The 15,295-nt window shown below is 42.1% G+C and carries 13 protein-coding genes; 3 read left to right on the top strand and 10 right to left on the bottom strand.

The genetic code is table 11. The features are described 5' to 3' along the window. Positions 1–331: 331 nt before the first annotated feature. The 3 genes from RMX98_RS08570 to RMX98_RS08560 form a co-directional block, all read right to left on the bottom strand. Positions 332–679, bottom strand: a complete 348-nt coding sequence (locus tag RMX98_RS08570; RefSeq protein WP_322676589.1) for a cupin domain-containing protein — start codon at positions 677–679, stop codon at positions 332–334. After that, on the bottom strand, positions 676–3,570 hold the full coding sequence (locus RMX98_RS08565; RefSeq protein ID WP_322676590.1) for a glycerol-3-phosphate acyltransferase: 2,895 nt from the start codon (positions 3,568–3,570) through the stop codon (positions 676–678). The genes RMX98_RS08570 and RMX98_RS08565 overlap by 4 nt, the downstream gene beginning before the upstream one ends. Before the next feature lie 393 nt (positions 3,571–3,963). After that, complete coding sequence (locus RMX98_RS08560; RefSeq protein ID WP_176727114.1) at positions 3,964–4,140, bottom strand: hypothetical protein; 177 nt, start codon at positions 4,138–4,140, stop codon at positions 3,964–3,966. A gap of 247 nt (positions 4,141–4,387) precedes the next feature. On the opposite strand from RMX98_RS08560, the gene RMX98_RS08555 reads away from it, so the two are divergent. Then, positions 4,388–5,347 carry an SGNH/GDSL hydrolase family protein gene (locus RMX98_RS08555; RefSeq protein WP_322676591.1) on the top strand — a complete coding sequence of 320 codons (960 nt, stop codon included), beginning with the start codon at positions 4,388–4,390 and terminating at the stop codon, positions 5,345–5,347. Positions 5,348–5,546: 199 nt separating this feature from the next. Here the strand turns inward: RMX98_RS08555 and RMX98_RS08550 are convergent, their stop codons facing one another. The 7 genes from RMX98_RS08550 to RMX98_RS08520 all read right to left on the bottom strand — a co-directional run bounded on the left by RMX98_RS08550 (position 5,547) and on the right by RMX98_RS08520 (position 12,504). Then, the gene (locus RMX98_RS08550; RefSeq protein WP_322676592.1) at positions 5,547–6,470 is read right to left on the bottom strand and encodes a manganese catalase family protein; all 924 of its coding nucleotides are present in this window, start codon (positions 6,468–6,470) and stop codon (positions 5,547–5,549) included. A 719-nt stretch (positions 6,471–7,189) separates the two neighbouring features. Continuing rightward, positions 7,190–7,531, bottom strand: a complete 342-nt coding sequence (locus RMX98_RS08545) for a cupin domain-containing protein (protein ID WP_322676593.1) — start codon at positions 7,529–7,531, stop codon at positions 7,190–7,192. A gap of 7 nt (positions 7,532–7,538) precedes the next feature. After that, a complete protein-coding gene (locus tag RMX98_RS08540) occupies positions 7,539–8,708 on the bottom strand; it encodes a zinc-dependent alcohol dehydrogenase (protein ID WP_322676594.1) in 1,170 nt (389 codons plus the stop codon). 179 nt (positions 8,709–8,887) lie between these two features. Then, a complete protein-coding gene (locus tag RMX98_RS08535; RefSeq protein WP_322676595.1) occupies positions 8,888–9,268 on the bottom strand; it encodes a hypothetical protein in 381 nt (126 codons plus the stop codon). A 62-nt stretch (positions 9,269–9,330) separates the two neighbouring features. Next, on the bottom strand, positions 9,331–10,500 hold the full coding sequence (locus tag RMX98_RS08530; RefSeq protein ID WP_322676596.1) for a zinc-dependent alcohol dehydrogenase: 1,170 nt from the start codon (positions 10,498–10,500) through the stop codon (positions 9,331–9,333). Between the two features lie 102 nt (positions 10,501–10,602). Then, on the bottom strand, positions 10,603–11,301 hold the full coding sequence (locus RMX98_RS08525; RefSeq protein WP_322676597.1) for an SRPBCC family protein: 699 nt from the start codon (positions 11,299–11,301) through the stop codon (positions 10,603–10,605). A 105-nt stretch (positions 11,302–11,406) separates the two neighbouring features. Beyond that, a complete protein-coding gene (locus RMX98_RS08520; RefSeq protein WP_322676598.1) occupies positions 11,407–12,504 on the bottom strand; it encodes a DJ-1/PfpI/YhbO family deglycase/protease in 1,098 nt (365 codons plus the stop codon). A 347-nt stretch (positions 12,505–12,851) separates the two neighbouring features. Here RMX98_RS08520 and RMX98_RS08515 point away from each other — a divergent pair, with 347 nt between their 5' ends. After that, on the top strand, positions 12,852–13,250 hold the full coding sequence (locus RMX98_RS08515; protein WP_322676599.1) for a DUF6335 family protein: 399 nt from the start codon (positions 12,852–12,854) through the stop codon (positions 13,248–13,250). Between the two features lie 766 nt (positions 13,251–14,016). Then, on the top strand, positions 14,017–14,508 hold the full coding sequence (locus RMX98_RS08510) for an orange carotenoid protein N-terminal domain-containing protein (RefSeq protein ID WP_322676600.1): 492 nt from the start codon (positions 14,017–14,019) through the stop codon (positions 14,506–14,508). Positions 14,509–15,295: the final 787 nt, after the last annotated feature.

Below are 15,295 nucleotides of genomic sequence, written 5' to 3'. Positions count from 1 at the left end.
ATAGCGCTGGTTCACCAAGTATAGCAAGGGACTGGGTGAAAAGTCTTTTTGTGTCTAAGTTTCATCAACAGATGATGTCCTGACCACCAAGGCTTGTGCTATACGACGAGGAAAAGAGAACAAGAACAGAATTCATAAACACGAATGATTTAGGATTTCGGCGTTGCTGATTCCATGTATGATGTAGGATTTTGCATAATACCAAAATCCTTGTAGAGACGTAGCAGTGCTACGTCTCTACATCCAAATTCATACTTTAATTCAACAACGCCAGGATTTCTATATCTTTATTCACCCAAGTCGCTAATTAATGCACGTTTGTAACTGATGATTAGCCTGATTTTTCAACTCGCAAACCAAAGTATGTCAAAACAAGTTCAGTTGAGCCACTATTGACAACTTCGTGTACTTCTCCTGGTTCGATGGCTACGCAGTTTCCCGGAAGCAAGGGGTATTCTTTACCATCAATGTGAATTACTCCTGAACCAGCTTCCACAAAGAATACTTCGCACATATCTTGATGCGCGTGTGCTGATGCGGTTTGTCCAGGAGCAAAACGTGCTTGAGAAAAGTTAGTCAGGTGAGGTAAATCGCCGAAGCGTAACATCACCTTTTTCTTGATTTCGGCATTGTGAGAAACCGACTCTTCAGGCAAGTCTTTCAGGGAAGTGGTAATCATTCTGGTCTTAAATCATTAGATAATTCCACAATACCCCTAGATCCATCAATCCTGACTCGTTGACCATCTTGCAAGAGCCATGTAGCACCGCGAACATCCATCACTGCGGGGATTCCATACTCACGAGCAACGATCGCACCATGAGAAAGCCTGCCACCAGCTTCGGCAATTAATCCTCCAGCTCTTAACAATAATGGGGCCCAGCCGGAATCTGTGTAAGGTACTACCAGAATTGTATCTCGATCGATTTCTGGCACGTCTTGTAAATTTCGCAACACCTTCACTCTACCTTCAACTTGTCCATGACTGGCTCCAATACCTTGCAAAATTTGGTCAGAATAGAGTTCAGAGGGAGCTAACGGGTGAGGAGGTGTATTACCGTAGACTAAAAGAGGTACTTGAATAATTTCGCTATCTTGCAGAAATTGCGATCGCCTGAATTCCACTAACTCATCCAACTGCTCGATTAAGCTGGAATCTTCATCCACAATTAAACGCCGCACTTCATCAAAGTTGAGAAAAAAGATATCACCTGTTTTTCTGAGTAAATCAGACTTTAACCAAATTTTCTCTAAAGCCACAAAACTCCAACGCAATTCCGCTAAAAGCCGGGAATAAACTTCGGTAACTCGTCCTTTGATATCTACACGCCGTTGCACAAAAGAGCGTTTGCGCTTACTGGCAAAGATACTATTAATCGCGTCTTTAGCGCCTCCTTGTGGTTCGTTCCCCTGCATTAACTGCACAAACATCTGCTTAATCATCTGAGGATTTTCTCGCCAAGTGGGAACGGAGATATCAGTTCCTACTTCACTTAAATAGCCATAATCCTGAAGTAATTCGTTAAATTCTTGGAGAATCTTCTCTCCCTCTGGAGTTTGCTTTAATTGCTCAAATACCTGCTGTGGATCAAACTCAAGCAATATCTGTTTGGCATCTGTAGCTATTGCACTGAGCGATCGCAATGCTGCAATCTCTGGCGTGACGCTATGATCGATTTGCCCATCCTTCACCCGGAAAATCGCCTGTCTCAGAGCCGCACTCAAGGGAGCTAAAATGCTGTAATATGTTCCTCGGTGTAGTAACTCCAGAATAAAATCAATTCTTGTCAACAGCTTGGATGGTTCCAAGTTCTCGACATCTTCCTGCGCCAATTGCGACAACCCAGGAATAAAAAGTTTATAGTAATCTTCCTTGAAGTCTTTTTCTAAGCTTAATTCCCGCTTCAGCAACTTTCCTAATCCTGGCAAGTTTTTCCAGGTTGACTGCAAGGACGGTTTACTTAATTTCGCTCCTCTGGTTAAAAATTCCAGACTTTCCGGCGGCAATCCCATACGGAGAAAAATATCTCCTAAGAGGGATGCATTAAAATAAGCTCTGGAATAGTGCAGACTCGCTGTTTCGGTGAAATCTAACCCGGAAGCGCGTTCGCCCAAAACTATAGTAAAAAGTTCTCCCCAAACTCCACAAGTTAAGGGACGATTAATCGACCATGTTAAGGGATGAATTACTCCTGGAATCACTTCGGCGGCGATTTTGCGTGTCCAAATGGGCAACAGAGTCGTGATCGGTCGAGATTGCAATACCCAAAGCGTTTGACCATCGTAACTCCACTCGATATCTTGAGGAGTGCCATGATAACGTTTTTCGAGTCGGTAGGTAAGGTAAGCAACTTGTTTGATTAATGCTTGGGGGACTCGTCCTTGACCCTCTAATTGTACAGAGTAAGAATTTTCTGTTTCAATGACAAAGGCGCGATATTGTTCTGGTGTGACTTTTCCAGAAACGACTTGCGTCGGGCTGCCTGGAAGGGCTTCTATGATAATTGCATCACCTTGTTGGGTGATGGGATCGCGGCTGAAAGCAACACCAGAATATACACTCTGGACTTGTTGTTGAATCAACACAGCCATTGCTGTATCGTTTAAACCGCGATCGCGCCGATATTGGACGGCAGATGGATGATTGTAGGAAGCTTGAACTTGAGCGATCGCTTGCTGCAATTCCTCCGGGCTGGTTACATTTAAAATTGTTTGATATTGCCCAGCAGCAGAAGCCTGTTCCGAGTCTTCTCCAATAGCAGAAGAACGCACCACCAAGGGGGATAATTCTGATGGCTGGAGAAATTCTGTTAACAGTTGGGGATCGTCGATTGGGGCGAGTACCCACCCCTTCGGCACTGGATAGCCCCAGCGCTTAATTTGAGATAACGTAGCTGCTTTTTCTCCGACAATGGCAGCATCCAACTCTTCATCTAAAGAAATCATTGCGCGATTGCCGCGTAAAAATTCCAACATTGCTTGCGATTCTGTTTGTGCCTCTTGGGCTGGCAGTTTCATATCATCAGGAATTTTGATATAAATCCAGCCCATTAAACTAGCTAAGGCGACAGCAGCGAGGATTCTGGGAATATCGCTAATGTGTAGAAGTGCCACAAACAGAGGAAAAAGAAGCAAAACCCCAAATTTTACTACCTTTCTTGATTGCAGAATTGTCAAACTAATACCTGCAAAGAAAGATACAAATATAGCCACCAGTGGATCGTGTACGACAAATCCCCAGACAACATTTGTCGTACCCGCCCCTCTGCCGATCCAGTATCTACCGATTACTAGAGCGATAAGGGCAAGCAATTCCCAAGCAGATCCATCTGGAAAGAAAGCGCGGCTGAGTAACACTGCCGCCACTCCTTTAAAAGCTTCTGACAAGACTGCCAGAATTCCGACAAATTTACCGCCATGATAAAAAGCAGCCGATACACTAATGTTTCCTGTACCAACTTGTGATAATTGCTTCCGCGTCAGCGCGTAAGTAATCCATGCAATCAGGGGTAATCCGCCCAAGAGGGGGCAGACAATTAAAATAACTAAGACACCCCAAGGTTCAAACATTCTGGATTTTGGATTTTAGATTTAAATTTTCCATCTAAAACCTCAAATCTAAAATCTAAAGTTTTGCTGAAATTTTTGATGGTTATTAGGGCGTTTTTATCAAAAAGAATTCAGGAGTCAGGAGTCAGGAGGAGCCAGTGCGGTCTTGGGGTTTCCCGAAGTGGAGCAACTGGCGTTCAGAATGATGACTAGAGCATAAACACGGGGGTTCAAAAACAATCCAAATTATAGATTTAGAAATCTACAATCAGCTAGTGGTTTGAATCCCCCAAGGAAAAGCATTCTGGATTCTGGATTCTGGATTCTGGATTCTTCAATTACTAGTTGCTAAATGGACACTTGGCTACGACGGAAAGCGTTTAAGACAAGTGTCCTTTTAGGCGACTAATGGTTTTAGTTTAGCGCATAGGCAGCTTGCAGCGCCCAAATTATGAGAGCAGCGATCGATCCCAAAAGCAACACGGTAGAGATAGTGACTACTTTTGGGGAATCTGCCCCCTCGAATTTCATAATTCCTCGATTTAAGTCGGACATAGCTTTGTAATCCTCTGTTGTTGGAGCATGAAACATTTTGTCCGCTTTGATTGTAGTCCTTCTCTTTGCGGATGATGTTAAATTCCTAATACTATTTTGTTTAACCTTCACAATTTTTAAAACCCCACAATTACTTACTTCGCTAGAGGTAGTAGGATTATTTATACAAAATGGGCTGAAGACTGGCGCAAACAAGGAGAATAACCATGCCCAATCCCCAATTCCCAATCCGTCAGTTACTATCGTTGAACAGTAACTCAGTATAAAAGGGTGCAAGTAGGTGATGGCATTGATCGTAATTTCGGCAGTGGTTGTGGGATTGTTTGTGGTAGTTGAGATTGGACTGCGATCGCTGTTTGGTTTTGGTAATCCCCTGATTTATATTGGCGATGAGCAGATTGGTTATTTGTTGGCTCCTAACCAGCGTACCCGTCGTTTTGGTAATCGCATTGAAATTAATGAATATTCTATGCGAGGTAATCCGATAAAAAAGATACCCGCACCTGCTGGGCTGCGAGTTTTACTGTTAGGTGATTCTATAGCTAATGGCGGCTGGTGGACAGATCAGACGAATACAATCTCTAGTTTGATGATGCGTTCACTAGCATCATCTACTAATAGTAATTATCAGGAAGTAGAAGTGCTAAATGCTTCCGCCAACTCTTGGGGGCCAAGGAACGAATTAGCTTATTTAGAGAAGTTTGGCAATTTCAACGCGCAAGCTGTAGTGTTATTAATTAATACCGATGATTTGTTTGCTACTGCTCCTACTTCTTTACCAGTAGGACGCGATCGCAATTACCCAGATAGTAAACCTCCCCTGGCATTAGTGGAAGTGTGGCAACGTTATATCGTTAAGCAAAAGCCAATTCCCGAAATACAAGCCTTGCAAAATGAAGCAGGCGATCGCGTAGGGATTAATCTGGAGGCGATCGCTAAAATTCAAACCCTAACTCGGCAAAGCAACAGCCAATTTTTGCTAGTCATGACTCCCTTACTACGAGAAATTGGTGAACCAGGCCTCCGCGATTACGAAATTCAAGCACGTCAGCGCTTGAGCGATTTTACCAAAGCACAGCAAATTAACTATATAGACTTTTTGCCGAGCTTCAATTCAACCAGTAACCCGCAAGGTTTGTTTCACGATCACATTCACCTCAACTTGCAAGGCAATAAATTTGTCAGTGAAATTATAGAGCGATCGCTTTTGGAAATACTGAACGAATCGCCACTTTGTCACTAACAGGACTTACGCAGGAATTACGGAATAACAAACCGCAGAGGCTCTGACTGGTTCGACGTTCTTAATCTATCAAACTACCAAGTGAGTGCTAGCTAACTGATGAATCTTCATCAAAAATTCCCCCAACCCTCCTTTGTAAGGAGAATTGGGGGAATCAAATGTTATTAGGACAGATGTGAATGCAACTCTATGCCAATGATTAATCACCGATACTTGTTATACGGTCAATCAAAGAGGGTGCGCTTGAAACATCGCCTTGTGCCAGTGGCATTTTCGATGTACCATGCAGTCGTGGATCGGGTACAGGAGGTTGTGGTTCTGGGCCTAGTGGTTGGGGATTTTCCACATACTCGAATTCGCCTTTGCCATCCATTGAGGGGCCTTTTGCCCAACGACCTTCAGAACTTTCTGTGCCTTCTGAGTGATTCCAGAACTGATAAGAAAACTCGCGTTTCTCCAATTCTAATGGGAAGGAACTGGGAACTGGCGTGGTTTCCAATCCAGAGCTTTCTAAATCCTCAATGGTTGCTAGCCACAAATTTTGATGCATGGTATCACGAGCGATCATAAAGCTCAAGGTATCTTTCACCCCTGGATCGTCGGTCATCTCATACAGTCGTACTGCTTGCAAACGTCCCTGACTTTCGGCGTGAAGATTAGACCGAAAATCTGCCAACAAGTTGCCACTGGAGACAATAAAACGACCGTTCCAAGGATAACCGACGCTATCAGATGGTGTTGCACCCAAACCAGACACAATAGCGTGTTGGGGGTTCATCGCCGCCGCCATAATTACATCTCGTGGGCTACTACCGCCCATCACAGCACCTACTACCGCATCTTTTGCACTTTCTTCTTGCATTTTGATCGGCGCTTTATCTAGAAGATGGGCAATCATCGTCGCCAGCATCTCAATGTGACCGATTTCCTCAGTACCAACATCTAGCAGCATATCCCGGTACTTGGCAGGGCCTCGACAGTTCCAACCTTGAAACAGATACTGCATCATCACGGTCATTTCACCAAAAGTCCCGCCGATGAGTTCTTGAATTTTCATTGCGTAAACTGCATCTGGTTTTTCTGGCGGCTTAAAATACTGGAGTTTCTTATTGTGATAAAACATTTGAATTCCTCGTTAATTGCAGATGTTGCTGACGCAAAATCAAAACAGTTGCCAAACTTTTATGCGATTTTGTGTAGCTTCTTATTACTAGGAAACTAATCAAATGCTTTATCTTCATCAGCCTCTAGTCAGATAAAAAAAATACTTTTAAATAAGTATTCCGACTAGGGCTTTTTTATTTATAGTTCTGTCTAGGAAAGGATTTCAGAAAACCCTGGCTTCTTTCGAGAAAGGTATAACCAAAAGACAGTAGGGTAGTACAGCTGTCATTGGTGTCAACTTAAGCTAAAAGTAGCTTAACTGTTAGCTTCCTCACCCGCCCTGAAATAAATTTCAGGGCTAATAGCTAAAGTCTACTTCAGTAGACTAAATATTCCTAAAAATCTTTAGTCTACTTTAGTAGACTTTAACTATTAGCAAGGAACTTCAGTTCAAGGCGGGACATGGCTTTTACGTTAAGTTAACACGTATACACATCTGTGCGCCCTTACGAAATGCCTACATTAAACATTTCCGAAAATGAATGTAGAGACGTTGCAATGCAACGTCTCTACAAGGGTTTCAGGTAACGCATAATTAATTTCTGGAGATGTCTATTAAACACAATTGAAAACGGCTACATAGCGTTTTTGGGTTGAGTGCAATATAGACCTAACCCCCAGCCCCTTCCCTGCAAGGGAAGGGGAGTAAGATTCAAACACCGCTATAATGTTTGCGGTTTAATTTTCATCTCGTCCGTGGACTTGAGCGGGTGGACTGGTTGCTTCAACAGCAGTAAATGGTTCCAAAATTTTGTATGTGTGGCTGGCTCCTTTGGGTACAACCCAAGAACTACCAGGCTCTAGCAAAATCATTTGCCCTTCAATGTGCAATTCGGCACGACCATTAATTACATAACCAACTGTTTCATAGTCGCGCGAAGCTGGTTCTTTGTCTTCGTTTGGTTGTTCGTCTTCCCAAAGACGCATGGAAAGAGATTTACCAGAAGCAAGATACTTCTGACCGAGTTTACCTTTAGGGGAATGGGTAGAATCTACTTTTTTAATGCTGGTATCGCTCATAATCACCTTATGGTTTTAGTACAACTTTGATGCAGTTATCTTTCTTGTGCTTAAAAATTTCGTAGCCGTGGGGAGCTTGTTCTAGAGGTAAAGTATGGGTGATGATAAACGTTGGATCAATGTCACCATTTTGGATGTGTTCTAGCAAAGGTTTTAGATACTTGTGGACGTGCGTTTGTCCCATTTTGAAGGTTAATCCCTTGTTCATGGCAGCACCCATCGGGATTTTATCTAAAAAGCCACCGTACACACCCGCAAGTGATACGTGACCCCCTTTGGCAGCAGATACTATTACTTGCCGTAATGCCGTCGGACGGTCTGTTTCGAGACGCACTGTTTGCTTTACTTGGTCGTAGAATGCCATAAAATCTGTGCCGTGTGCTTCCATTCCCACTGCATCAATGCAAGCATCGGGGCCACGACCGCCAGTCATTTCTTTGAGTGCTTCGCCTATATTTACTTCTTCGTAGTTAAGAACTTCTGCTTTGCCGTATTCTTTAGCCATTTGCAGCCGTTCGGGAACGCGGTCGAAGGCGATGACCCGTTCTGCGCCTAACATATATGCACTTCTGATGGCGAATTGTCCAACTGGGCCACAACCCCAAACAGCAACAACATCGCCAGGTTTGATGTTGCAGTTCTCGGCTGCCATGTAGCCTGTGGGAAAAATATCTGTTAAAAATAATACTTGTTCATCCGTTAAACCATCGGGAATTTTGAACAAACCGACATCGGCAAAGGGTACTCGTGCATACTCTGCTTGACCACCAGCGTAACCGCCGAATAAATGAGAGTAGCCAAATAGACCTGCTGGCGAATGACCCATTTGCTTTTCTACTAACCAAGCATTGGGGTTAGAGTTGTCGCACAGTGACCATAAATCCCGATTGCAGAAAAAGCAGCTACCGCAAGATATAGTGAAGGGAACAACGACGCGATCGCCTACCCTCACATTTTTAACTGCACTTCCAAGTTCTACGACTTCCCCCATGAATTCATGACCAAGGATATCGCCCTTTTGCATGGTGGGAATGTAGCCGTCATAAATATGCAAATCCGAACCACAAATTGCCGTGGAAGTAATTTTAACAATGGCATCGCGTGGGTTAATAATTTTGGGGTCGGGAACTGTATCAACCCGCACATCGTTTGCTCCATGCCAGCAAACTGCTTTCATAATATTTAGTCCTTACTTATTAATTCTGGCTCGTTAATATCAAGATAAACACTCGATTTAGCCTGATTTTGAGACGCGATATTTATCGCGTCTCAGTAAATTTTCAAAGGTTGTTTTACAGTGTATGAGTCAAAAAGTTAGACTCAAAGGTTTTAACGAGTCTAGACTCTATCTCTCTGTTACTTGCTAGGAGGAGTTCGGTAATAACCTTCTTTAGTTTGAGTCAATGGCTGACCTGCTTCTTCGACTTTATTTTTTGTAGACTTCAGAAACTCTTTTGTAGAGCGAGGAGCCTCTTCATCCAAGTTTAGTTTTTCGCGGATAGTGTTAGCAGCTTCTTTTAAGGGATTTTGGGTTTTTGTGGTTTGGCTATCGTTTCTAATTTCACCTTGCCCTTCTGGTACTCCTTTATAATAAGTGCCTTCTGGAGTTGTAACATCAGCTTGGGCTACATCAACATAGGTAAAAGCTTGACCTAGTAAAAACATAAATCCTACCAGGAAAACTACAACGATTTGGGAAATACGAATATTTCGCAGCCAAGAAGTTAATCGATTCATAAAAGACCTCAATTCTATTATGTAAGGTGTACAAATCCAAACCTTAAATGACTATTCGCCATTTAGGGTTTAAGAACAACTTTGATGCAGTTATCCTTTTTTTGTTGAAAGATGTTGTAGGCGTGGGGTGCTTGCTCTAGAGGCAATTGATGGGTGACAACAAAAGATGGATCTAGTTTTCCATCCAAAACCATCTGCAATAACAAATGCATATATTTTTGCCCATGCATTTGTCCCATTCTGAAGGTTAGACCCTTGTTGAAGGCTGCACCCAATGGTATTTTGTCTACAAAACCACCATAAACACCCATGATTGAAAGAGTCCCGCCTTTCCGACAGGCGACCATCATTTCCCGCAAAACGTGGGGACGGTCGGTTTCCAATTTGAGCTTTTGTTTTGTTTCGTCATAGAAGCCTTCTAAACCAACACCGTGTGCTTCTAAACCAACAGCATCGATGCAAGCATCGGGGCCACGACCACCAGTCATCTCTTTCAACGCTTCGCCAGCATTAACTTCTTCGTAGTTAATCACTTCTGCTTTGGCAAACTTTTTCGCCATTTCCAGGCGTTCGGGAAAGCGGTCTATACCGATCACTTTTTCGGCTCCCATCATGTAGGCGCTAATCATGGCAAATTGTCCAACAGCACCGCAACCCCAAACGGCTACAGTATCACCCGGTTGAATATCGCATAATTCTGCACCCATATAACCAGTGGGAATAGCGTCGGAGATGAATAACAACATCTCATCCGGCAAATCTGGCGGAACTTTGACGACACCTACATCAGCAAAGGGTACACGGATGTATTCTGCTTGTGCGCCTGCATACCCACCTAGCATGTGGGAGTAGCCATAAATGGCTGAGGTGATATTGCCGAATAACTTTTCTTGAATCCAACCGTTAGGATTGGAGTTATCGCACAATGACCACATATCACCTTGGCAATAATGGCAATTACCACAGCCAATCGTGGAAGGAACAACTACGCGATCGCCTATTTTTAAATTGTTGACTCCTCTGCCAACTTCCACGACTTCCCCCATGAATTCGTGACCAATAATGTCACCTTGTTGCACTGTGGGAATATAGCCACCATATATATGTAGATCAGAGCCACAAATCGCCGTGGAAGTAATTTTAATAATCGCATCACGCGGGTTGAGAATTGTCGGATCTGGTACCGACTGCACCCGCACATCATTAGCACCGTTCCAGCAGACTGCTTTCATAGTTATTAGTCCTTAGTCATTAGTCATTCGTAATTGGTCATTAGTCATTTGTCATTGGCTTTAGGCAAAGGACAAATGACAGAGGACAAAGAACAAATAACTCTACTTGCGTCCAGAAGGTTGACCTTCAGTTGTAGCGATTTCGCCTGCTTCCATTAGCATTTTGAAGCGGCGTAATTCATCACCAATTTGCTGTTCTGGTTCTTCACCAAAAAGTTTAGCTACGGTAGCTGCCAATGCTCCACCGGGGAGGTTATATTCCAAAACAACCTTAACTTCCGTGCCGCGATCGCCTGGTGCTTTTGTGAAGCGGACAAAACCAGAATTATCAACATCTGCACCTTCTACAGAAGCCCAAGAAATAAATTCATTTTCCCGGTCTTCGAGAATATCTGCATCCCATTCTACAGTATTATCTAAGGGTGCATTGGCAATCCAATGAGAACGTTTTTCGTTATGCACTTTGACAGATTTGAGATGCTTCATAAATGTAGGCAAATTCTCAAAGTCGTGCCAAAAGCGATACAGTTCTTCTGCCGATTTATTGATAGTTACCGTCTTTTCAACTTTGATGGGTTGGTTTAGCCCTATTGCTTCCTGTGCTTTCTGGATTGTGCTTTGCTTCGTTGCACCTTGATAAACCAAACCGCCACCTGCTAAAGCTGTCAGCGCTCCCCGCAATGAACCTTGCCTTAAACCCATTAGCACCATTGCACCGCCACCAATAAGGGATGCCCAACGCTCTACTTCACTAGCTTCCGGCTGGTTTGTATTTGATTTATCCCCTGAGGTTGAAGTCACTTTTTATATCTCCATTACTGTAAATTCACCAGAGAGGCGCAAATACCCTCTTCTTTCTCGTGTGTTATTTACGCCTCTTCGGTAGCCGTCTAGGTTCAAAAAACCTTACATTGATACAGCAGCTCCTGTAGTCGGCTTAGGAGCCTGAATCTGAGCTACTGTCCGCACCCGATACAGTTCTACTAATCGCTGTTCGTATTTCAATAAATCGTGATAAATTTCTTTGAAAATAGCAGTTGCTACTGGGTCAGTGAACATTGCAGACAAATTGCCAATATCGCCGATACCAGTTTGCACATCACCTAAAGCAGAACGTAACTGATATATATCATCACTTCCGGTCATGGCAGTTTTCACCTTGGCATATTGATTGGCAATATTTGCGCCTAAAGAGGGTTTTTCAGCCAATAGCTGAAGATAATTTTCCAGTTTTTGAATGTGGCGCTGTTTATTAGCAATTATTTCTTGAAAGACTGAGTTAACTTCGTTATCTGATTCCTTTTGCAAGTAGTTTTCAAATGCTTCTAGCGAATAACGTTCACCAGCAAGGGCATTATTTAAACCTTTGGCGATTTCACCTTTAGTTGAGCCACCCCAAGCATCAGCCAGTTTCCACCATTCAGCACTTGTGTCTTTTTCATTTGGTAATGCAGCATCTTTGCCACCATAACCCAGACGGCTTAATATCGCTGTGGTGAAAATTGGTAAGTCTCCCGGTTCACGGGATGTAATCAAATTTCCGTCAACTACTATCGGCTCATCTTGATATTTTGCGCCAGCGTTAATCATGTCCTTGGCAATAGCGATAAAACCAGTAGCTTGTTTACCTTTGAGCAAGTCGCCTTCAATCAAAACTTGTGGCCCATGACAAACAGCAGCGACTAATTTTCCTTGTTGTATAGCTTCTTGGACAAAGCGTACTGTGTTAGTGTTCCGTCGCATTCTGTCGGGAGCCATCCCACCAGGAATGATCACCGCGTCGAATTCAGATGCGATCGCTTCCGTTGTAGTACCATCAGCTTGGATGTTAAGTTTACCGCGTTTACCTTTATATTTTTCATTCATTCGAGAACCGAGGACTATTACCTCCATTCCTGCTTGTTTTAGTCCATTATAAGGAACTATAAATTCTCCATCCTCTACCGCCTGTTCAATGAGAATAGCAACTTTCTTTTTACCAGAATGATTGTTATAGCCAGTCATAGATTTTATTAGCTGTTTATTTCTAATTTCAATATTTCGGTTAACATTTTTTTTAAGATGAGCCAAAACTAAAATGCTCAACTTAAATTTTGATGGTTGCAAAATAAGAAATAGTTATGAGGCAGAAGTTTGCTACTGATAATTTCGGCTTGATAACTCCCAACTCATAACTAAAAGCTTCAACTACAAGTTGCTTGACCATGAATTTACACATACAATCTTATGGCGCGATCGCTAGTTTAGCTTCGTACCCAGGGGATAGATTATTTTCTCAGCTATACATCTCTAGTTAGACAAATTGGTGACGGTAAAACGTTATTCTGATAATGCACAAAAAGGCTAATATTATGGCAAAAAAAAATCATCCTGATAAAAATGAAACCAATGATTTGCCACAAGAAATTACCGAATCCTACGGTACTGGTGTGAAAGACTTGCCGGGATACAATATTGGTGGACGTTCAATAAAAGCAGAAAGAGACGAGTACACAGAAACTAGTCCTGAACTGACTGGTGGAGATGTTGATGCTTATTGGCAAGATGCAGATGCAGTTGGAGATGAAGCTGTTGGTGGTAGTACTTCCACTCCCGATAAAAATGTAACAGAGGAGCTAGAAACAGCAGTAGGGCTAGAAATGGCTGATTCTGAGTTTCTCCATACCAACGATATTTTAGAGGATCGTGATGGCGATCGCTGGGAGTTAGATCCAAAGTCTTCTGAAGATTATCAAGATCGACGAGAATAAGCTTAAGAAAAGCAGAAGCTGTATTCTTGCTCTACATTAACAAATTGGGCGTTGCTGATTCCATATATGAAAACGATTTTGCATAATACCAAAATCCTTGTAGAGACGTAGCAGTGCTACGTCTCTACATCTAGATTCATACTTCAATTCAGCAACGCCAAAAATTGGATGTTGCCGTTAATAAATTAACGTGAGTTCGACAAGTATTATTTGACCTCTCCCCCAACCCCTCTCCGTGTCGGAGAGGGGAGCAAAAGCTGAATTTTTCGTTGCTCCTCTGAAACGGAGAGGTTCGTCGAACTCAAGTTAAATTACAGCAGAATTCAGGAGTCAGAATTCAGAATAAGCTGCGCTAACAGAAGTAAAACAGCTTTTATACCTGGCTTTGAGACGCGAGCTTGTGTACAACACTTTCCTTTAAATCTGCTGTAATCTTAAATAATTGGACAGTGTTTACAAAAGCACTGCTCTAAAAAAATTAACATCTATCTAGAGAAATACTCTTAAAAATATCTAAATTTTTGTAGCATTTCCATTGCTAACTTTTTCACATATCTAAAGTCAAGGATTACTTTAGATTTTGATGTAATGTATTTATTTAACTGTAATACTCCTAATGCAGGACTACACTTTGCCAGATTTATGTTCTGCTTATCATTTGTTCTTCTTTCTGATTACAATACATCTGTCTTCAGTAGGGTAAAACGCTAAATGTACATTTGATAACCTTGCTAATGAAATTGATTAATTGCAACCGGAGTTAATAATGACATCTACACAAACTGGCGATCCTACTATTCGTGAACATGTTCAAGCTTGGCAACAGTTGGGTGTGGATCAACAACTGGCTTTGTTTTGGTTCATTTACAAAGAAATGGGTAGCTCGATTACGCCGGCGGCTCCTGGTGCTAGCACTGTTTCCCCAGAAATTGCTGAAGGTTTGTTTAATCAAGTTAAGGAATTATCTCACGAACAACAATTACAAGTTCAGCGTGACTTAATTAATAAAGCGGATACGGAAATTTCTCGTGAATATGGCTCTTTGGGCGATACCACTAAGCTCCTATTTTGGTATAGATTATCTCAAGGTATGGATAATGGTACTATCATTCCTGTACCTTCTGACTATGAACTTCCCTCAGAATGTAAAGCGTTGTTTGGCAAAATTCAAGGATTAGACTTTGAGCAACAGATTACCCTTTTCCGTGATTATGTTTCGCCAATGGGTGCTGAAGCAAAAGGCGGTGCTGAAATTTAGTACTTTTGAACTGGAATTTTGAACTTTTTAAGTTTTAGCTAACCATACTACTCCTTACTTATAAAAGTCGAATCTAAGGGGTAGAGGACAGAATTTTTGGGCAGATCAACAACCTGGTTTTTCTACTCATATCATGTCTGCTGAATTGCTCATAAAAAACCTCAAGGAGCCTGTAGCTACAGCTACAGGCTTCGCTTTATTAATATTGTAGCTTGGGTTAATCAAAGCCCAACCCAACAAAGCGCCGGAAATGTTGGGTTTCATTCCTCAATCTAACCTACACAATTTAAATTTTTTGGCACTAACGCAAGCATATTGTGTCATTATCCACTCATTCGCAGTGTTTTAGACGATGCGATCGCTATTGCTACCCTCTAAAATTAGAGGTTGTTTGAAAAGTATTTCACTGTGACTTTAGACACTTTCAGATTATCCTTTTTGACAGTGTTTTCTTTACTTAAGTTCTCTAATTTAGAGTGGTGTCAATACTTGTAGGGTTTTGGGGAAAGAGGAAAGAAAAAACCTTTACCCTTTACCCTTTAACCTTTTCCCCAAACTCAATTCCGAGTTAAAAATGCAAAAACCGAGCAGTATTTCGAGTGATATTAATTCTTTGAGTACGGTAAACCGTATTTGCTTGTTAGTTCCCAAAGATTAATTTAATTGTTAAGTTTAGTTACATAAATAAAAAATTGCTGCAAACATTGCTAGTTAGGAGAAATTATGAGAAGAGCTAGTATTCTTGATGATCTAGACAAACTGAACAACTTTGCTCTAGGCTAGCGCG

Origin of the sequence: Nostoc sp. DedQUE02, assembly GCF_034531035.1 — a bacterium.
In the GTDB taxonomy this organism is placed as follows: Bacteria; Cyanobacteriota; Cyanobacteriia; order Cyanobacteriales; family Nostocaceae; genus Nostoc.
The sequence above is the reverse complement of the archived record's forward strand: the minus strand, read 5'-3'. Positions and strand labels throughout refer to the sequence as shown.

Coding starts and splice junctions, on each gene's coding strand:
- RMX98_RS08570 (WP_322676589.1), bottom strand. CDS start 679: ATGATTACCACTTCCCTGAAAGACTTGCCTGAAGAGTCGGTTTCTCAC.
- RMX98_RS08565 (WP_322676590.1), bottom strand. CDS start 3,570: ATGTTTGAACCTTGGGGTGTCTTAGTTATTTTAATTGTCTGCCCCCTC.
- RMX98_RS08560 (WP_176727114.1), bottom strand. CDS start 4,140: ATGTTTCATGCTCCAACAACAGAGGATTACAAAGCTATGTCCGACTTA.
- RMX98_RS08555 (WP_322676591.1), top strand. CDS start 4,388: ATGGCATTGATCGTAATTTCGGCAGTGGTTGTGGGATTGTTTGTGGTA.
- RMX98_RS08550 (WP_322676592.1), bottom strand. CDS start 6,470: ATGTTTTATCACAATAAGAAACTCCAGTATTTTAAGCCGCCAGAAAAA.
- RMX98_RS08545 (WP_322676593.1), bottom strand. CDS start 7,531: ATGAGCGATACCAGCATTAAAAAAGTAGATTCTACCCATTCCCCTAAA.
- RMX98_RS08540 (WP_322676594.1), bottom strand. CDS start 8,708: ATGAAAGCAGTTTGCTGGCATGGAGCAAACGATGTGCGGGTTGATACA.
- RMX98_RS08535 (WP_322676595.1), bottom strand. CDS start 9,268: ATGAATCGATTAACTTCTTGGCTGCGAAATATTCGTATTTCCCAAATC.
- RMX98_RS08530 (WP_322676596.1), bottom strand. CDS start 10,500: ATGAAAGCAGTCTGCTGGAACGGTGCTAATGATGTGCGGGTGCAGTCG.
- RMX98_RS08520 (WP_322676598.1), bottom strand. CDS start 12,504: ATGACTGGCTATAACAATCATTCTGGTAAAAAGAAAGTTGCTATTCTC.
- RMX98_RS08515 (WP_322676599.1), top strand. CDS start 12,852: ATGGCAAAAAAAAATCATCCTGATAAAAATGAAACCAATGATTTGCCA.
- RMX98_RS08510 (WP_322676600.1), top strand. CDS start 14,017: ATGACATCTACACAAACTGGCGATCCTACTATTCGTGAACATGTTCAA.